This is a genomic window from Christiangramia echinicola DSM 19838, from assembly GCF_000423065.1.
GTDB lineage: Bacteria > Bacteroidota > Bacteroidia > Flavobacteriales > Flavobacteriaceae > Christiangramia > Christiangramia echinicola.
Map to the genome: position 1 here is coordinate 336,988 of NZ_AUHG01000012.1, position 19,704 is coordinate 356,691.

21 protein-coding genes are annotated in these 19,704 nt (G+C 35.4%); 4 read left to right on the plus strand and 17 right to left on the minus strand.

All coding sequences use genetic code 11. The features are described 5' to 3' along the window. Nucleotides 1-87 precede the first annotated feature (87 nt). The 9 genes from G530_RS0110840 to G530_RS0110880 all read right to left on the minus strand — a co-directional run bounded on the left by G530_RS0110840 (nt 88) and on the right by G530_RS0110880 (nt 9,407). Nucleotides 88-621, minus strand: a complete 534-nt coding sequence (locus tag G530_RS0110840; RefSeq protein WP_026934561.1) for a nuclear transport factor 2 family protein — start codon at nt 619-621, stop codon at nt 88-90. 44 nt (nt 622-665) lie between these two features. After that, nucleotides 666-2,153 carry an FMN-binding glutamate synthase family protein gene (locus tag G530_RS0110845; RefSeq protein WP_026934562.1) on the minus strand — a complete coding sequence of 496 codons (1,488 nt, stop codon included), beginning with the start codon at nt 2,151-2,153 and terminating at the stop codon, nt 666-668. Between the two features lie 6 nt (nt 2,154-2,159). Then, a complete protein-coding gene (locus G530_RS0110850; protein ID WP_026934563.1) occupies nt 2,160-2,819 on the minus strand; it encodes a DUF2231 domain-containing protein in 660 nt (219 codons plus the stop codon). Between the two features lie 297 nt (nt 2,820-3,116). Further along, the gene (locus tag G530_RS0110855) at nt 3,117-3,569 is read right to left on the minus strand and encodes a heme-binding domain-containing protein (RefSeq protein WP_026934564.1); all 453 of its coding nucleotides are present in this window, start codon (nt 3,567-3,569) and stop codon (nt 3,117-3,119) included. After that, nucleotides 3,570-4,178: a DUF3347 domain-containing protein gene (locus G530_RS0110860; protein ID WP_026934565.1), complete on the minus strand. Its 609-nt coding sequence runs from the start codon at nt 4,176-4,178 to the stop codon at nt 3,570-3,572. It abuts the gene before it with no gap. A 120-nt stretch (nt 4,179-4,298) separates the two neighbouring features. Further along, nucleotides 4,299-6,641, minus strand: a complete 2,343-nt coding sequence (locus tag G530_RS0110865) for a multicopper oxidase domain-containing protein (RefSeq protein WP_026934566.1) — start codon at nt 6,639-6,641, stop codon at nt 4,299-4,301. A gap of 11 nt (nt 6,642-6,652) precedes the next feature. After that, nucleotides 6,653-7,147: a DUF305 domain-containing protein gene (locus G530_RS0110870; RefSeq protein WP_026934567.1), complete on the minus strand. Its 495-nt coding sequence runs from the start codon at nt 7,145-7,147 to the stop codon at nt 6,653-6,655. A gap of 31 nt (nt 7,148-7,178) precedes the next feature. Further along, nucleotides 7,179-7,724 carry a DUF3347 domain-containing protein gene (locus tag G530_RS16805; RefSeq protein WP_051199762.1) on the minus strand — a complete coding sequence of 182 codons (546 nt, stop codon included), beginning with the start codon at nt 7,722-7,724 and terminating at the stop codon, nt 7,179-7,181. 351 nt (nt 7,725-8,075) lie between these two features. Beyond that, nucleotides 8,076-9,407, minus strand: coding sequence for a phage integrase SAM-like domain-containing protein (locus G530_RS0110880; protein ID WP_026934568.1), 1,332 nt, complete (start codon nt 9,405-9,407; stop codon nt 8,076-8,078). A 426-nt stretch (nt 9,408-9,833) separates the two neighbouring features. Between G530_RS0110880 and G530_RS0110885 the strand changes: the two genes are divergently transcribed. Further along, complete coding sequence (locus G530_RS0110885) at nt 9,834-10,622, plus strand: patatin-like phospholipase family protein (protein ID WP_035716232.1); 789 nt, start codon at nt 9,834-9,836, stop codon at nt 10,620-10,622. Between the two features lie 28 nt (nt 10,623-10,650). Here G530_RS0110885 and G530_RS0110890 read toward each other — a convergent pair whose 3' ends face one another. From G530_RS0110890 to G530_RS0110900, 3 genes are read right to left on the minus strand one after another with little or no spacing between them, the layout of a single operon-like run. After that, nucleotides 10,651-11,649 carry an MlaD family protein gene (locus G530_RS0110890; RefSeq protein ID WP_026934570.1) on the minus strand — a complete coding sequence of 333 codons (999 nt, stop codon included), beginning with the start codon at nt 11,647-11,649 and terminating at the stop codon, nt 10,651-10,653. A gap of 5 nt (nt 11,650-11,654) precedes the next feature. After that, nucleotides 11,655-12,413, minus strand: a complete 759-nt coding sequence (locus G530_RS0110895) for an ABC transporter ATP-binding protein (RefSeq protein ID WP_240472152.1) — start codon at nt 12,411-12,413, stop codon at nt 11,655-11,657. Beyond that, nucleotides 12,410-13,189: an MlaE family ABC transporter permease gene (locus G530_RS0110900; RefSeq protein ID WP_026934572.1), complete on the minus strand. Its 780-nt coding sequence runs from the start codon at nt 13,187-13,189 to the stop codon at nt 12,410-12,412. The genes G530_RS0110895 and G530_RS0110900 overlap by 4 nt, the downstream gene beginning before the upstream one ends. 228 nt (nt 13,190-13,417) lie before the next feature. Here G530_RS0110900 and G530_RS0110905 point away from each other — a divergent pair, with 228 nt between their 5' ends. Continuing rightward, complete coding sequence (locus G530_RS0110905; protein ID WP_035716234.1) at nt 13,418-14,362, plus strand: aldo/keto reductase; 945 nt, start codon at nt 13,418-13,420, stop codon at nt 14,360-14,362. A gap of 55 nt (nt 14,363-14,417) precedes the next feature. Here the strand turns inward: G530_RS0110905 and hisS are convergent, their stop codons facing one another. Further along, nucleotides 14,418-15,788 (minus strand): histidine--tRNA ligase, encoded by a 1,371-nt coding sequence (gene hisS, locus G530_RS0110910; protein WP_026934574.1) that lies wholly within the window; start codon nt 15,786-15,788, stop codon nt 14,418-14,420. Between the two features lie 134 nt (nt 15,789-15,922). On the opposite strand from hisS, the gene G530_RS0110915 reads away from it, so the two are divergent. Next, entirely contained in the window at nt 15,923-17,161 is a 1,239-nt protein-coding gene (locus G530_RS0110915; RefSeq protein ID WP_026934575.1) for an ABC transporter permease, read from the plus strand. On the opposite strand, the gene G530_RS0110920 is transcribed toward G530_RS0110915, so the two are convergent. From G530_RS0110920 to rpsF, 4 genes are all read right to left on the minus strand, one after another. Next, nucleotides 17,162-17,635, minus strand: coding sequence for a DUF6495 family protein (locus G530_RS0110920; protein WP_026934576.1), 474 nt, complete (start codon nt 17,633-17,635; stop codon nt 17,162-17,164). A gap of 67 nt (nt 17,636-17,702) precedes the next feature. Then, entirely contained in the window at nt 17,703-18,152 is a 450-nt protein-coding gene (gene rplI / locus G530_RS0110925) for a 50S ribosomal protein L9 (protein ID WP_026934577.1), read from the minus strand. Between the two features lie 12 nt (nt 18,153-18,164). Continuing rightward, entirely contained in the window at nt 18,165-18,464 is a 300-nt protein-coding gene (gene rpsR / locus G530_RS0110930; protein ID WP_011709002.1) for a 30S ribosomal protein S18, read from the minus strand. 2 nt (nt 18,465-18,466) lie between these two features. Then, entirely contained in the window at nt 18,467-18,805 is a 339-nt protein-coding gene (rpsF, locus tag G530_RS0110935; RefSeq protein WP_011709001.1) for a 30S ribosomal protein S6, read from the minus strand. Nucleotides 18,806-18,968: 163 nt separating this feature from the next. On the opposite strand from rpsF, the gene G530_RS0110940 reads away from it, so the two are divergent. Next, nucleotides 18,969-19,679: a LytR/AlgR family response regulator transcription factor gene (locus G530_RS0110940; protein WP_026934578.1), complete on the plus strand. Its 711-nt coding sequence runs from the start codon at nt 18,969-18,971 to the stop codon at nt 19,677-19,679. The last annotated feature ends 25 nt before the right edge of the window (nt 19,680-19,704 follow it).

Below are 19,704 nucleotides of genomic sequence, written 5' to 3' on the forward strand. Positions count from 1 at the left end.
AGTTTTTAATGTTGAAATACTGAACGAAAAAAGGAATAGATTAATATGTTTATCCTGATGCTGCCAAATAAAGAAAAACAAATTTGACTATCTAATATCCCTAGAAGAAGAGTGAGTTCTAATAATTTTCCACTTTTCATTTATTTTCTTTAGTATTGAAGTGGCCACACCTTTCTTTTTAATAATTTGTGCTTCTCTATTTTTTTCTGGATTAGCCTTTAAATCAATTTTATAAATATAAGTTTCTGTGACAAAGGCATAAGGAAGATCCACCTCAGCTTCTATATTATAATCTGAAAATTTAAAACTATTAAAATGGCTAAGTTCTGGACCAATGTGATGTTTTATATAGTTTGCATACGAACCTTCCACACCGCCAGATTCATAAACTTTTGAATTTTCGGAAAAAAGCTCCATGGTGCCTTTAGTAGTTAAATTTTGAAAAGCTTCTTTATACTTTTCCATAACCTCAATAACAGCTTTTTCTTCAACTTCCTTATTTACATTTACTGGTTGTTTTGTAGGTTCCAAAGCGGTCTTCTTTTCTGTACTGTCATTTTGACAACTTCCTAATGTTAGAACGAGTACTAAAATAAAAATATTGATTTTTAATAATTTCATAGAAATAATATTAAATAGTGAGTGAAAATGAATGTTCCATTACTTTATTTATAAATCTCTTCATAGGATTTACTTTTTCCCTCTACTTTTTTAAAAATATTCCCTTTATTAATTCCATTTTTATCCTTTAAACCCATAGCTACCAATATTTCTTTTAATCCTCCAATCGTATTTCTATGGTAATTGGCGACTTTAACTTTTTTATCTACCACAGATAAAGAATCAATCCTGCCAGGATCCATTGTGGTAATACCGGTAGGACAAGTGTTTAAATTACATTTTAAAGATTGTACACATCCCAGGGCAAACATCATCCCTCGTGCACTATAACAGGCGTCAGCCCCCAGAGCCAAGGCTTTATAGATGTCAAAAGCCGATATAATTTTTCCTACTGCTACTACTTTAATATATTTTCGTAAGTTGTATTTAATCAGGATTGTATTCACAAAGTGTAAAGCTTCCTGCAAGGGTGTACCTCCCCAATGCAAGGAGTCCATATTAGCCGCTCCTGAACCACCTTCTGCACCATCTATAACTATAAAATCTGGATAACTTTGCATTTCTGCAAATACCTTTATCATTTTTTCAAACTCTTTTTGCTGTCCTAAACATAATTTAATGCCAATAGGCTTACCGCTGGACAATTCTCTTAATTCATCAATAAATTTGATAAGCTCCTGGGAATTATTAAAAGCACTGTGATGGGCAGGGGAATGAATTTCAGTATGGGCTTCTATCTCTCTAAACTTTGAAATTTCTTCTGTATTTTTTTTAGCCGGAAGTATTGCGCCAAAGCCAGGTTTTGCACCCTGGGAAATTTTAATCTCGATCATTTTTACGAGATCATTCTGGGCTATTTCAGTAAACTTTTCAGCATCAAAATTCCCTTCAGCATTTCGGCATCCAAAATATCCGGTGCCAAATTGAAAGATTAGATCTGCCCCGTATTTTTGGTGATAAGGTGTAAGCCCCCCTTCACCGGTATTTTGTGCAAACCCCGCTATTTTAGCCCCTCCATTCAAAGCCAGGGTAGCATTTTTACTTATGGAACCGTAACTCATCCCACCCAGGTTTAAAATACTTGCGCTATAGGGCTGGTTACATTTAGGGCCACCAATTGTCACCCTAAAATCATCCTGGAATTTTATTGACGGAAAGGCTGAATGTAAAAACCACTCGCGCCCCAATTTTTCAAAAGATAACTGGGTACCAAAAGGCTGACTTTTATTATTGTCTGCAGCTCGTTTATATACTATTTCTTTTTGAATCCAGTTAAAAGGCATCCCTTCGCTACGATTGAGCAACAACGCTTCCTGAAGTACATGACGTTGTTGTTCCATGAAGTTTGTGATTCTACCAAGTAAGGGATAATTGCGTTGAATATTATCATCCTTTTGAAAATAGTCTATCCAGCCCAATATCGAAAAAGGCAGGATAACTACAATAATCCACCATAAATACGGGAACCAGGCTATAATTGAGCCTACTGCTATAATTATTGTTAAACTTATAATTAAAAACGCTTTCCTCATATTTTTTTAATGCGAATGCTCCCCACCTTCTCCGTGACTTTCTCCGTTTTCATCCCCTATAAACTGCCCTTGTGGCCCTACCCCTTCTATATACACGAGTTGAGAACCATAATGTCCAGCCCAGCCCACAGAATAACCTGCAAAGGCAAGCACTAAAAAAACTGAAATCTCAAACCATATTTTTTCTTTAAAAAGGAAGAGGCTTCCCAATTTGAGCACAGCAGCAATAGCACTGGACCAAATTGTCCAGGTGGCATATTTATCATGCTGTTCCAGCACTTTTTTAGCAGTCTCGGTAAGACCTTCAGTATGTGGATGTACAAATGTTCCGGCGACATAAGCTCCAATAAATCCAGCACCTACTGTAAGCAGAATGACCCAGTCCATAGTTCGGTTCATTGTGAAAAGTTGTATAAACTGTAGCAACACGGCTAACAATAGGAAAGCAATGGGAAAGTGGACCACTAAAGGATGCAGGTTAGGAAATTCATCAAGGCCTACAGCTTCAGAATCCTGGACTGGAGAAAAGGTATCAGGAACTGTATCTTCCAATGTTACTTCGACATTATTTAAGGATACTGAATTGATGTCCTTCACCAAGGCATTTGAGAAATTTACAAAAAAGACCAGAAGTAATGTGGTGAATAATAATTGTTTAGTTCTCATTTTTTATGTTTTTAAATTAGTTCCCAGTTAACTGAAGGAACAAGGCTCCTATGATTATAATTACAATGAACCCAAAGATTATAAAGTTGAACCATTTTTTAAAGCCATTCCCTCTTTGTCCTTTTTCATTTCCAGTCTTGCAACATTCTTTCATCTAATTCTTTATTGCGCCTGAAGGGGGAAGGGTTATTCAGTGTACAACACCTCCCCTACAGGACTTTAAACACCAAGTACCAGAAATTTCAACTAACCAATCACACAATTATAAAAATTATTCTTTCTGATATTGGGTTTTATTTATAATTCACTTTTAAGGCCGGTTATATAATTTATAATTTCTAACTTATCTTCACTTGAAAGTTTCGCATCCACATGGATCAGGGTATAAGAATCCAATGGCATCTCACCATCTTCAATCTGGCTTATAATAGATCTCAACTTGCTGTTCTTTCTGCGATCTGAGTAGTCACCCCATTCGTTAAAATTAAGTTCTGCCTTTCCCTCTCTAATATGGTCTTCCAGGAACCAGGCCACCGGCTGCACTTTATTATACCAGGGATATTCAGTATTATTACTGTGGCAGTCATAGCAAGATACCTGTATCTTATTCTGTACTTTTTCAGGCACAGTGTTGACCAACATAAAATCTGCACGGGACACATCTTCACTTTGATTGCGTTCTATGGGAAAAAATTGTATTACAACCCATGAGCCCAAAAAAAACCAGCCAATGAACCTAATTACTTTCAATTAATTAATCTCTTTTTGAATATTTCCGCAGTCCATCATTTTACTTCCGAAATACGGATTTTTAATTTCTTTACTAGCACTTAACCACTGTGCCCCTTTATTGTTGTTATACATTGGACAAAAATCCTGATATAACTTTTTATTCGTTCCAGTTATGGCAATCATATCTATAACATCTTTGCTCAAAATATCGAAATGTTCCCGTTGGTGGTCAATGGCGCTTTCGGCAATATGTTCTGAGTGCTCCTTTGCATCTTCAATGATGTCCGTTAACTCCTGCTGTTCGTCTGAAGAATAATCGCTCTTATCAAATTCCTCAAATTCACTGACCAGTTTCCCTCCGGCCTTGGCAGCTGCTTCCTGATCATCTGCTACCAGGGCATCTTTTATCTGTAGGTAGTTATCGATAATAGTTTTTGTAGCATTATTACTTGCATTATCAGCCATCATTTGTCCAGAGTGTTCCTGATTCTCAGGATCTTCTTGATACATTTCACTGGACATAGGTTCAGAAGCGTCCTTTTCCTGATTCCCGTCCTTACAGGACATTGCGGTTAGTGTCACCATTACCATAAGGTAAATTTTTATTGTCATTCTTACTTTGTTCATTTTGATTTAATTTATAGTGAATGTTTTAATCTGTTCTATTTTGCGATAATTGTAAAATTCACTGAACATTTTTCTTAATCCTAACTGTGTGTTTTTTTAATTGTTATTTAATTTAAATTTTTAAAATCTTAGTGAAAGTCCGCCTCCGGCACCAAATCTATTGTCGTAACTTCCCATTAATGAAAAGTTCTTACCAAGAAAATATTCCAGCCCGGCTCTCCATACCTGCTCATCTTTAAAATCTTTTCCTGGTTCAAGATCATTGACCCAACCAAAATCGGCTTGAAATTCATATTCCCCAAACACTACCAGTCTTGGGAAAATCATTATTTCCCTGGCAAGGCTAATTTGGGGCCTCAATTTATTATCTACACGAAGGTCTAAAGCAAACATATATGGAGTAAAATACCTAATACCTCCAATGGCGGTGGTACTGAGTTCTTCCATGCTGTTTTCTATTTCATTTTCAACATTTACCCCGGAAAACAATCGTACCCAGTCGTTTAGATAATATTCATAAGTAAATTCCGCTTCTATATTTTCGTTCCAGCCGTATTCTGCCAAAACGGTAAATTGGTTTCTAATATTGGAACTCACTACATTTAACTCCGTCATATGTGAAGCGGCATCTAACATTCCCCAGGTATAAAATTTATTGGTTTCATTTATAAGCTTACTTACTGGATAGCGTTTCATTCGCTCATCCCTTTTGGTATCATAACTTACTACTCTCGCCATTCCGGAATCTAAATGATACAAAATATGGCAATGGAAAAACCAGTCGCCATACTCATTCCCATAGAATTCAATAGTCACTTCTTGCATGGGCGGCACATTTACCGTGTGTTTTAAAGGAGAATATTCCCCATTTTCGTTTATTACCCTAAAAAAATGACCATGCAGGTGCATTGGGTGGTGCATCATGGTAAGATTGTTAAAAGTTATCCTGGTAACCTCATCACCTTTTATCTTGATTTTATCGGCAGCAGACAGTGGAACGCCATTTAAACTCCAAATATACCGGTTCATATTTCCAGTTAAATTCAGTAAAACATTGGTGACCGGGATGCTATCGTTAAAAGCCGTCTTTTCTGGTGATTTAAGGTAATCGTAATTATATTCCGAAAATAGATCCATACCCTGCATATCTTCCATTTCCCCCTTTTTCATATCCATCCCGTTCATTTCGTCATCCTTCATGGCCATCCCATCCATCCTTTTATCTTTCTCACCCATTCCTTCCATTATAGAATCTTTTTTCATATTCATTTTAGAGTGGTCCTTTTCTCCCATCTTCATATCGTCCATTTGCATTCCCCATTTTTCCTTTAACTCATATGGATCCGGATCTTTAGGATTAAATTGTAAAGCTGGCGCGCCCATCTTCATCTTCATTTTTGCCATTTTTTGCATCATCCCAATTTTATCTGGTTTTGGCACATTAGGAGCAGGGAGTATTCTCCCCTCCCCAAGAAAAGCTGAAGCTGTTCCAGAACCATCCTGAGCCATGATTTTAAATTCCACTTTCCCTTCATCAGGAATGGTCACAATAAAATCATAGGTTTCTGCCACTGCTATAAAGGTTTTATTTCTTTTGAGCGGAACAATATCTTTTCCATCAGCCGATACTAAAGTGGGGGTTTCCCCGCCAAAGGTCATCCAAAATGAAGTGGAGGCGGAACCGTCAATAATACGCATCCTTACTTTTTCACCTGGTTTAAAATCTGGATATTCAATTTTCTCTTCACCGTTAATCAAAAAGGCAGGGTAATAAATATCAGCAATATCAGCCCCTTCCATTCGTTGCCTCCAGAAATCTAATTGCGCTCCCAATGCTCCTCGTTTTATTACCTGATTTAGTGGTGTCGCAGTTCCTTTTTTAATGTTATACCATTCCGTTCCCCTTTTTAGGAATCTTAAAACATCCTTAGGTTTTTCATTAGTCCAATCTGAAAGTACCAGCACCAGTTCTTTATCATATTCCAGTGTTTTTTCTTTTGGATGGATCATAAGCGCACCGTAAACGCCACTTTGTTCCTGTAGCATGGTATGGGAATGATACCAATATGTTCCATGTTGCTTTATCTCAAATTCATACTTAAAAGTAGTTCCAGGTTTAATGGGCGGAGTGGTAAGGTAAGGCACCCCATCAAAAAAATTGGGCAACAACATTCCATGCCAATGGATAGAAGTTTCTACATCCATTTTATTCTCTACATAAATTACCGCGTATTCCCCTTCAGTAAATTCTAATACAGGGCCAGGAATTCCGCCATTAATAGTCATTCCCATGGTCTCTTTACCCTTGGCTTTAACAACCATTTCCTGATCTATAGTTATTTTGTATTCACGCACCGGTAAATTATTAATATTTCCTTCTACCGATGCCTCTAATTCTTCCTGGCTGTAGCCTGAAAAGCCTAAAAATATCAGGAGAATTAGAAAGTAGTTTTTCAATTTCATAGCTTTTTATTTTATTTATTTTCGTTCTCCAAACGATAAATAATCTTCTTCATCTGGGCGATTTCCCTTTTCTGGGCCTCAATAATTTCTTCGGCCAGTTTCTTGGTTTCAGGATCTTTAATATCTGCCCTTTTACTGGTTAATATCGCGATGGAGTGATGAGGAATCATCGCCTTCATATATAAAACGTCCCCTATAATAGGTCGTTGTGCTCTTACCAGACCTAAGGCCGAAATAAATAACACCAGGCTACCAATATAAATAGCGATATTCTTTTTTCTGTTTTTATACATTTTCAGCATAAGGGATAACATGATCACTGCCATTGCTGCTATTCCCAGGCACGTCATATAAAAGCGGGTTAAACTAAAGTACACATGATCATATTCATAAGTATTAAGATACATCGTGATATACATGGCTACGAAAGACAAGCCGAGCATTAGGAAAAATCGACCATAATTACTTCCACCAGACTTGTGGTTATTGTTGTTTTCTGAATTCATAAAATTAGGTTTTACAGTTAATTGGGAAATTTTACTTTTTTATAGTCTTCTTTACGGAGCCGCAGTTGAGCATTTTATCACCGAAATATGGATTTTTAATTTCCTCAACGTCAGCATACCAGTACGCACCACCATTATTGAAAGCCATAGGGCAGAATTTCTTGTAAATAGTCCCACCGGATAGTGCTTCCTCAAACATTGGCCCAGCCAATTCTGTAAAGTTTGAAAATAACCTTCTCTGCTCCTCAATATCGTCAGTGTCTCCCAATTGCTCAGCGATAGATTTTAATTCTGCACGCTCTTCTGAGAAAGAATCGGCCATACTTTTCGCTGCATCTTGTGCCTCTCCGGCATCGCCATTGGTAAGTGCCATTTTAATTTCCAGGTAGTTATTCCAGATTTTCCCTGTCATGCCATCTATAAAATCCTGGTCAGCAACATCTGCGGCTTTTTCTTCATTTTTTTTCACTTCCTGAGGCGTGTTTACTTCAACAGATTGAGTTTCTTTTTTATCCACACAGGAAGCTAATAGTAAAACTAGTAAGGGAGCAATTCCCAACTTAAAGATAAATCTCATAATATTAATGGTTTGGTTAATTAATTAGATTGATTTTTTTACACCTCTATTTACTTTAATAAATTAAAAATTGTAGTATTCGTTATAATTCATAGATCTACATATTTTCAACATTCAATTCTTAACATCGATTGAATAGAGAGAGATAATTTTTTTTTTTTTAACTAAAGTTTAATTAAAGTGAGCTTGCTTCTCAGGAATAGCAAAATTAGAAATTGAAGAAATCAATTTCTTATGTTTTTATGGGAAAAACTTTCACAATTGAGTTTATCTAACAAAAAAGTGACATTTTATAAGAAATGAGTTATAGATTCTATCAGGAGAAGGAATAATAAATTTCAAATTACCAAATCAAAAATTGATAACACTATCCAAAGCTTCATCAGCATCCCTATGGATAAAATTTGCCTGATAATTTAAAGTGGTTTTTAAATCACTATGGCGATATAACTTCTGTAACATTAAAGGATGGATTCTGTCTCCGGCAATATTTCCAAAACTATGTCTTGCAATGTGATTGGATAAATTCTTTTCGATTTCACACTCAGCAGCTAACAACTTCAAATATTTATTTAACTGTTTCGTCGTGTTTTTTGTTTTTCTATAAAGATCTTCTGGATCTTTAGGATCTACATTCTCAAGAAAAGGAAATACATATCCTTTATTAGATCTTTTAAAACTTTTATAATGTCCAAGTATGACTTTAGCTTTTTCTGGAATCTTTAGGCTTAATGGTTTCTCGTTCTTATGCATTACGTAATAAAGACGATCATCTTTAAAATCAGACCACTTTAACTTAAGAATGGCGGATATACGTATCCCCGCGAAGTAAAAAGCAACTAACCATATGTTTTTAGTATGCCAAATAATTGAATTAGCTTCCAGTTTAAGCAATTCTATGCGTTCAATTTCTTTCTTGTTTAAACCAACTTTATTCCCAGAGGTCAGCTTTATTTTTTCTTTATCACCAGCGAAAGGATAATATTTGGGATCTACAACTTCTTCTTTTATTGCAATATTAAACAAGGTTCTAATAAATATAAGTTGATTTGTAATGGTTCTAGTCTTTTGTCCCAGGTAAGCCGCGCAAAAGGTTTTATATCGTTCGATAAATGACTTATCGATATCTTGAAAAGTTAAACGATTATTGAGTTTAAAATAAGAAACCCCATCCAGAAAAGAATTAGCTGAACGCCTAGCATTACTAATACGATCATTTCTTCTCTGTTTTATAGCTTTTATGACCTTTTGCCGCGGGCTTGTTCTATTTAAATTTAAAAACTCTTCAATATTAAACAGAATGGATAATTCAGATTTGGCTACTGAATAAGTTTTTCGATCGTATTTTTGTTCAATTCTTTCTGTAGCTAAAAGGAAAAATGATTTTCTAATCTTAGTTCCTACTAATTTTTTCTTTATCTCTTTAATTGATATCCTATCCTCATTCTGAAAAGAAATATTAGTAGCCTCTGTCAATTTTTTCCTTAAAAAATTATTAAGACGTTGAGAGTTTTGATGGCTTCTCTTTACCATACCACTTTCCTTATCCCAATCTTTTTCCAAAACATACTGTCCTAGAAAACTATAATTAGTAGCATAATTTTCACTTATTCTAAGTGCTAAAGGCGCTGTACCATCTTTCCGTTCTTTATTCTTTCTTCTTACTACTTTTATAGATGCCATAACAACAATGTTTCTTCTAATAAAGATAACGGAAACATTCTAAAAATGGGTACAGAATAGGTACAGAATAATTTAATTTTAAATGATATTATTTAATATCATTTAAAATTAAAAAACACATAAACAGCTAATTACCAGTATATTTGATATATTTCGATATAATAATTTTTAGGTTCATAACCCGGAGGTCCCGAGTTCAAATCTCGGTCTCGCTACGACTTAAAATCCCTTCAATATTGAAGGGATTTTTTTATTCTCAAAATTTAAATCCTGCTCGATTCCCCTAATTAAAAAGTGAACTATAAATCTGGATTTTAGGCATTAAATTCAATTCTATCCAAGGAATAGTTATCTTAATAATGATCGTAATCATTTATCTCCTTAAATTAAGATACTATCTTAGATAGGATATTCAAAGATCATAATATGCGAACAGGACTGGTTTTATCGGGCGGAGGCGCCCGGGGTGTTGCTCAAATTGGTATTATAAAAGCGCTTGAAGAGCATGGTATAGAGATCACTCATATTTCTGGTAGTAGTGCCGGCGCTATAATTGGTGCGATGTATGCCTATGGCGCTTCCTGGGAACAGATACTCAAGTTTTTCAAATCTGTGCCTATTTTTCATTATAAACGTTATGCCAGAAATAAACCAGGATTTATTGACACAATCAAATTTTATAATGACTTTGCTAATTTTTTCCCCGAAGACAATTTCAGTATATTAAAAAAGAAATTATATGTAAATACCACTAATTTGATCACTGGTCACAAGGAGATCTTTGAAAGCGGAGAATTGATAAAACCACTGTTAGCCTCTGCTTCTATTCCCGGTATTTTTACCCCGGTATCATTTAATGAAGGACTATATGCAGACGGAGGAATTACGAATAATTTTCCAGTTGAATCACTCATTCCAGAATGTGATACGATTATTGGCGGTTATGTGAATCCTTTAAAAAATATTCAATCTAACCGACTTAGGCATTCATACCAGGTTATTACACGTGCATACCAAATTAGCCTAGATCATCAATGTCGTAGAAAGTTTAAAAAATGTGATCTTTTGATCGTTCCTAAGGAATTGGAGAATTATGGATTGTTCAGTTTAAAGACCATGGATGCGATCTTTAATATTGGGTATAATGAGGCTAAAATGGTATTGGAAGAAAAAGCAGGTCATTTACTTTCGAAAAAAGGTGAAAACAACCTATAAATTCCCTAAATATTAATTATTGAATAGTTCAGTTGCTCTCATTTTTTTCTTTCATTTCTTCCTTCTCTTTTTTACGTTCCAGTTTTCTGAAATATCCACGGAACAAAAAGTTATGCTTTAATGCTTCCATATTTTCATTTAGTTTTTTTGTAGATTCTTTCATATTAATAAGAGTTGTGTCAATATTATAAACAAATCCCTTATCCTGAGTTAAATAATTCAAGGCCCCTTCTCCATTCTTAATTTCTTTGATAAGTACACCTATATTATCTGTTATTGTAGAAATTCGATAACTCGAGGAATCCAGGTTTTTAATAATATTATCCATACGATCCCTGGAAATTGTATCGCTCAATAATACACCGGCCAGACTTTCGTTAAAATTGATATTCGCCAACTCCCTATTCACCTTTTTCATGGCCCTGGTAGTTTGCTCACTGGTTTCTTTGAGGTTACTTAAAGTTAGTTTTATATCTTCTGCCAGTAGTGTATCACTAACCAACACTCCCAATGTTCCTTTGGCTTCCAGAATCTTATTAGTGATCTTTAAGAGGTCTGAAGTAAGCAATGCCGCATTCTCATTAGTAACATTTAATGTAGATAGCATATCATCTGCACCAATTCTACTATAAGTTTCAATGGTATCCCCTGGCTTCACAATGGCCAGATCTTCTCCTCCAGGTAGGATATTCACTACCATACTACCAACCAGTCCATCAGATCCAATGGTTGCGATGGCATCCTTTTTAATAAATCTGCCTGTAGACTCTTCTATCATCATTTGAACAAGAATACGGGATTCAGCAAACATTTCAATTTTACTAACTGTGCCTACATTTATTCCGGAGTATCTAACATTATTACCTATTTGCAATCCATTTACATTTTCAAATTCTGCAAAGACAGGAATATTCTTTGTAAAAATATGCTGCCTGTTTCCAATGAAATAAAGGGCTAATATTAGAATAGTCATTCCTAATACTACAAATACCCCTAATTTAATTCTTTGTGAAGCTGATTTTTTCATGACTCCTAATTTTTAAAAAACGCCTGAACCTTTGGATCTTTAGATCTCGATAATTCACTATAGGTTCCTTCGGCATAATTAACTCCATCTACCAAAAGTATCATCCTGTTAGAGATCACTCTCGCGCAATCCATATCGTGGGTGATTATAAGAGAAGACGTATTATAAGTTGCCTGAATATTGCGCATTAATTGAATAATTTCTTTTGAAGTTATGGGATCTAAACCCGTTGTAGGTTCATCATAAAGAATAATTTCAGGTTTTAATATTAAAGCTCGCGCCAGGGCTATTCTTCTTTGCATACCACCAGATAACTCTGATGGCATAAGATCTAAAGTATCCTCTAGTCCCACATTTTTTAAAGCTTCTCGTACTAAAACTTCAGTATCTTGCTTTAGATGAAGTTCCTTCTTATGTCTTCTTAAGGGAAATTCTAGATTTTCACGAACTGTCATAGAATCATAAAGTGCACTTCCCTGGAATAGAAACCCTATATGAGTCCTTAATAGATCCAGCTCCTCTCTACCTAATATTTCAATATCCTGTTCCTTGATCCTTATAGTCCCGCTATCAGCCTGCATCAAACCAACCAGGCACTTAATCATGACCGATTTTCCAGAGCCAGATTTCCCCATTACTACCAGGTTTTCACCTTTATATAGATTTAAGTTGAAACCATTCAATACAGAGTTATCTTTAAAGGACTTTTTTAAGTCTTTAATTTCTAAAATTGGTACTTTATTTCCTGAATTGTTTTCCATCATCCAAAGAAAATATCAGTTACAAAAACTGCTATAAAGTCTATAACAAATAGTAACATCGAAGTATACACTACCGCAGCGTTCGAAGCTTCACCTACACCTACCGTTCCATTAGTACAGTAATATCCCTTATAACACCCCACCAGACCAATAGCAAAACCAAAAAAGAAAGATTTTACCGTAGCTGGTATCACATCTGCAAATCGCAGAGCATCAAACACCTGGTTAAAATACAGTAAGAAAGAAACCTCTCCCTTTAAATTTTCAATTATTGCAGATCCAAATAAGGCAATAGCATCGCCCACTATAATTAAAAGGGGGAGCATTAAAGTGGTCGCAACTATCCTCGTAACCACTAAATACTTAAAAGGATTAGTGCCAGAAACCTCCATGGCATCTATTTGTTCTGTAACTCTCATAGATCCCAATTCAGCGCCAATTCCTGAACCTATTCTTCCAGCACAAATAAGCGCGATAATTACGGGGCCAATTTCGCGAACAATAGATATGCTAACCATAGATGGCATCCATGATTCTGCACCAAACTCCATTAAGGTTGGCCTGGATTGCAGGGTGAAAACGAGTCCCAGAATAAACCCGGTCACCGCAACAAGCAATAGAGATTTGTTACCCATATAGTAACACTGCCTTAATAATTCCTTGAATTCAAAAGGCGGTTTAAAAACTTCCCTGAAGAAGCGAGAGGTAAAATATACCATACCCCCAGCTTCTTCAAAGAATAATCTTGTTCTGCTCCAGATCGTATTTCCTTCAACCATACTTTAATAATTCGGATTTTTATAAATAAAAACCAAAACAAACTGATTTACAATGACATATATCAGGTTTAATACAAAACGATTGAATAAATATCGGTTACAGAATTACCGAACAAAGACCAATAATATTTAAATTGAGGAATTACCAAACGCTGTTAAACTTATTTAAAATCTATACTGGACCTTTTATACCACCGGAACAAAATTTATATTCAGAAAAAAGAACTCATGAAAAAATTAGGTAATACTTCGCTTAACTGTCCACCCATAATTTTTGGCGGAAATGTATTTGGATGGACTGCCAATAAAAAGGAATCTTATAAACTGATGGATGAAATGCTGGATCTCGGTATTAATATGATAGATTCTGCAGATGTTTACTCCCGGTGGGCTACTGGAAATAAAGGTGGTGAGTCTGAAAGGATCATAGGAGAATACTTAAAAGATCGCAAAAATAGAGAGGATTTGATCATCGCTACTAAAGTTGGCTCCAGCATGCAGCAGGGTGGCGATAAAGATATTTCTGAAGCCCATGTCATCGTAGCTATTGAAGACTCCTTGAAAAGACTTAAAACAGATTATGTAGATCTTTATTTTACGCACTGGGATGATAATAAAACTCCTGTGGAAGAAACCCTGGGAGCTTATGAGAAATTAATAAAACAGGGAAAAGTAAGATATATAGGTGCTTCTAATCTATCTCCGGAAAGACTACAGGAATCACTTGATGCTGCAAGGACCAATAATCTACCTAAATATGAAGTCTTTCAGCCGGAATATAGTTTAGCCGTGAGGGATAAGTATGAAGGTAAGACCAAACAAATATGCATGGATAATAATTTAGGAGTTACAGGATATTTTTCTTTAGCTAGTGGTTTTTTAACTGGAAAATACCAGAGTGAGGAGGATATAAAAGGAACCGATCGTCAGCAATTCTTAAAGTCATATTTCGATGAAAGAGGCAAGAAAATTTTAAAGGCTTTAAAAGACATTTCAGATCATCATAATATCTCACAAGCTGCTATAGCTTTAAGGTGGATAATGCAACGCCCGGGAATTACTGCGCCTATAGCCAGCGCCTCAAAACCTGAACATTTACAGTCTTTTAAAGAAGCTATGAATATGGATTTAAGTACAGAAGAAATGGAAAAATTGAACCAGGCTAGCAGATAAAAATAAAGCCTTCAAAATTTTTGAAGGCTCTATTTTAATTATTCAATATATGATATTATTTCAGGATACTTGAAAGTCCTTCAAAATCAAGATTTGATTGTTCTCCAGATTTCATATTCTTTAGGGTGAATTTTTGCTGTTCCATCTCTTCTTCCCCCGCCAACACTGTAAAAGGAATATTCCTTTTATCGGCATATTTCATTTGTTTTCCCATTTTAGCTGCATCTGGATAAAGTTCCGCTGTGATATTTTCACCTCTAAGCCTATTAATCGCCTTCATTGCATACAAAGCTTCCTTTTCACCGAAATTGATAAATAAAACTTTAGTATTCTCTGTCACCGTAGCCGGAAATAGCTCCAGTTCTTCCAGCACTAGGTAAATACGGTCCAGGCCAAATGAAATACCAATTCCGCTCATATCTTTTAAGCCAAAAATTCCGGTAAGATCATCGTAACGGCCTCCACCACCAATAGATCCCATTTTTACTTTCTCTGGAGCGGCCACTTCGTAGATCGCCCCGGTATAATAATTAAGACCTCTGGCCAGCGTCACATCAAGGTCGAGTTTTGCAGTTTTCAAAGGCATTTCATTTATTGCATCCTGGATAAATTGAAGTTCCTCAATCCCTTTCTGTCCAGTATCTGAACCCTCCAGGATAGATCTTAGACCTTCTATCTTTTCAGCAAAATTACCATGAAGATTAAAAATAGGCTGAATTTTAGTCAATGCATCTTCAGAAATTCCTTTCTCTCTCATTTCCTTTTTCACCCCATCCTCACCAATTTTATCCAGCTTATCTAAAGCCACAGTGAAGTCTATCAATCTATCCTGCTCACCGATCACTTCAGCAAAACCTGAAAGGACTTTTCTATTATTGATTTTTATAGTGACACTCTCGAGCCCAAGTTTACTAAAAACAGCATCATATAATTGAACAAATTCAACTTCCTGCCATAGACTTTTACTCCCAACTACATCTGCATCACATTGAAAAAACTCTCTAAACCTTCCCTTTTGTGGGCGATCTGCCCTCCATACCGGTTGTATCTGGTATCTCTTAAATGGAAATTCGATCTCATTCTGATGCTGAACCACGTACCTGGCAAAAGGAACAGTTAGATCATAACGCAATGCTTTTTCACTTATTGAAGAAGTTAGATTAAGACTGTCTTTTTCTGAAAGCGCTTTTTCATCAGCTTTTTTAAGAAAGTCTCCTGAATTAAGAATTTTGAAAATCAATCGATCACCTTCATCACCATATTTCCCCATCAGGGTAGATGAGTTTTCAAAACTTGGAGTTTCAATAGGCTGAAAACCAAATCTTTTAAATTCGGATTGAATAATTTCAAAAATATAATTTCTCTTTGCGACTTCTTCCGGTGAAAAATCCCTTGTACCTTTTGGTATTGATGGTTTTTGTGCCATGATCTGTATTAAGCTGAATTTGCTATTTAGGACTGCAAATATCTTAATTTTTAGACGAACCCAAACAAAATTGAAATTTTAAGTAACAAAGTTCTAATTTTATAGTCTAACCGGTAAGCCAGAAAAATCAACCCATGTTCTCACTATTTCGGGAAAATATAAGGATCGCCCTAAATTCCATCAAAAACCAATCTTTAAGAACTATCCTAACTGTTCTTATTATTGCCATTGGAATAACTGCCCTCGTGGGTATATTAAGTGCCGTAGCGGCTCTTGAAAACACAATAAGCAATGATTTTGCTTCCATGGGTTCGAATACTTTCAACCTTCAGCGATATGAATTCCGTACGCAGAGTTCCCGTAATGAGGACAGAAAAGTAAATCCTGTGATAAGCTACCGGGATGTAAAAGAATTTGAGGAAAAGTTCGAGTATCCCTATACTAAAACGGCAATTTCCTTTACCGGAACATCTTCTGCTGAAATAAAATATGAAAATGAAAAGACCGATCCAGAAATTGCAGTTTTAGGAGTTAATGAATTCTACCTGGAAAATAGCGGAATTAATGTTGAAGATGGGCGGGAATTCAATGTCTTTGATATAGAGAATAATAATAATGTGGCCGTCATAGGATCAGATTTTAAAGATGGTATATTTAAAGGATTTGATCCTGTAAACCGTACTATTAGTATACGTGGTGCAAAATTTAAAGTTATCGGGGTTTTAGAATCTAAAGGAAGTACCTTCGGGAATAACCAGGATCTAAGAGTATTTATTCCAATTCAACATGCTCGTTCCATTTTTTCTCAACCCAATATAAATTACAGTTTAAGTGTAAAAGTTGAAGACAAGGAATTACTGGATTCTGCAATGGATGAAGCAATTATTACATTCAGAAATATTCGTGCTTTAAACCCTAAAGAAGAAAATAATTTCGGACTAGAACGCAGCGATGATCTTATTAATAGAATTTTATCTATCACCGGCGCTTTAAATGTAGCAGCCTGGATCATTTCTATAATCACCATTTTTGGTTCGTCAATAGCATTAATGAATATTATGCTTGTAACCGTAACCGAAAGAACACGAGAAATTGGAGTTCGTAAAGCACTTGGAGCTAAGAAGAATACTATTGCTACGCAGTTCTTTTTAGAAACCCTGGTGATTGGTCAAATTGGAGGTTTATTAGGAATTCTCCTGGGAATAGGAATTGGTTACGCTGTAGCAACTTCTCTCGACTTCGCCTTTACTACTCCATGGAAAGCAATGCTTTGGGCAACAGGGATTACTATACTTGTAGCAATACTTGCAGGAAGTTACCCGGCAGCGAAAGCAGCAAAACAGGATCCAATAGAATCACTTAGATACGAATAATTAACTTTCTACAATATCCTCGAAATACCCATATAATTTTCCCTGAGTGATATTTGCTCCTTGCTTGATCAAAGCGAAAATATCTTTATTCCTGTCTTCACTAATAGCCTTGGTGGAAGTATAGATATTTACAGTTTCATCCATAAGATTAGTCTGCAACCATTGATATCCTTCCCTGGTTGTAATATCTATCGCCTCATTTTCAACTTTAATCGCTATAAGCTCGATGGTTGCCGTATTAATGTGAAAAAGGAAGATCTGGTTAGAAGAAAAATGCTCGAGATATTCTACTTTATTTAAAACCCCTTCCCAGATAAGGTCACTAAAGATATCCAGTTCTTCTTCAGCTGCCTCTGGTTTATCCTTTTTAATTTGCTCCCATTCATTGGCAGTAATAGATTGTGTCGCCAGGAAATTGATAAATTCCTGGTGCATTTCTTCAAACTGCTCTTTTGTTAATCTTGCGTATTTCATACTATAGTTTAAAAAAAGAAAAGCCCACTCAAAAAATGAGCAGGCTTTTTTCTATAAGTAAAATAAATTAAGCGTCTCCTACAACGTCGAAAGAAAAGTTAGAAACTACTTCACGGTGAAAACGTAAAGTTGCATCATACTGTCCTAAACGCTTGATGTTTCCACCGGCGATGCTAATATATTTCTTTTCAATCTCTACACCTTCTTTAGCAAGAGCGTCAGCTAGATCACCATTAGTGATAGAACCAAATAACTTATCACCTGCACCTGCCTTAGCAGTGATCTTGATCTCAAGATTGTTAAGTTTTTCAGCTTGCTTCTTAGCTTCGTCAATATGCTTTTGTTCTTTATAGGCACGCTGCTTCAAAGTTTCAGATAAAACTTTTCTTGCAGAAGGAGTTGCCAATTCAGCGTATCCATGTGGAATAAGATAATTTCTACCGTAACCGTTCTTAACAGCCACTACATCATCTTTAAAACCTAGATTGTCTACGTCTTTTTTAAGTATTACGTCCATAACTGCCTCTTTTTATTTTAATAAATCACCTACGTAAGGCATTAATGCTAAGTGACGAGCACGTTTAACCGCTGTTGCCACTTTTCTCTGAAACTTTAAAGAAGTACCTGTTAAACGACGAGGTAACAATTTACCCTGCTCGTTTACAAAGCCCATTAAGAAATCAGGATCTTTGTAATCAATGTACTTAATACCAGATCTTTTGAATCTACAGTATTTTTTAGCTTTGGTTGTTTCTATATTAAGAGGAGTAAGATACCTGATCTCTCCATCTTTTTTTCCTTTTGCTTGTTGTTCAATAGATGTTGCCATGATTACGCTTTTTCCTTGTTACGTTTTCTTCTTTTTTCAGCCCAGGCGATAGCATGCTTATCTAACTTCACAGTTAGGTAACGCATCATACGCTCTTCTCTTCTGAATTCTAACTCTAGCGGCTCAATAGCATCACCAGGAGCTTTGTATTCAAATAAGTGATAAAAACCACTTTTCTTGTGTTGGATTGCATAAGCCAGTTTTCTTAGGCCCCAATCTTCTTTAGCTACCATCTCAGCTCCTTTAGAAACAAGAAAATCTTCGTATTTCTTAACTGTCTCCTTTATCTGCTCATCAGATAAAACGGGATTCAAGATGAAAACAGTTTCATAATTGTTCATAAAATTATTCTTTAAATTAAATCGGGTGCAAAAATATAATTAATAATCCATATTTCAAAGCTTATTAAGAAGGATAAAACACTATTTATATCGGTGAAAATTTATTTTACCTTGTATTTCTTATTTTTAATGAGTAATATTGTTAGTGACTAACCTATTAACCGTGGAAGAAGTATTACTTAAATGTGCTGTTGTAGATGACTCTAGCCTCCAAAGGCTATCAATTGTCAAGTTGATAAAAGATCATCCCAACTTAAAATTAGTAGCAGAATATAATAACGCAATCGAAACCAAAAATGGTTTACTTGATACAGAAACAGATCTAATATTTCTGGATATTGAGATGCCTATTTTGTCTGGTTTTGAACTTTTAGATAACCTTCCGAACAAACCACAAATTATATTCGTAACCGGGAAGACCAAATATGCCTTTAAAGCATTTGATTATGATGCTGTGGATTATATACATAAACCGGTAACTAAAGACAGGTTTAGTAATGCGGTAAATAAAGCCGTAAATCTTTATAAACTTAAACACCAGACTGCTGTTCCAGAAGATGACGACTTTATCTTTGTTAAGAGTAATCTTAAAAACAGAAAAGTATTCCTTAGTAAACTAAAGTATATTCAGGCGCTTGGTGATTATGTAAAGTTTGTTACTGAAAAAGACAATTTTGTAGTACTGGCTACTATGAAGAGTTTTGAAAAGCAATTGCCTAACGAAAGATTCTTAAGAACTCACAAGTCTTATATTGTAAATCTGGATAAGATTGAAAGATACAACAGTAAGAACATAGAGATCGATAAAGAAAAATTACCTCTTAGTCGCCATAAGAAAGCGAATCTTGTAGAAGCATTAAGCGCCATACAATAGAGAAAATATTACCCTGTTATATATA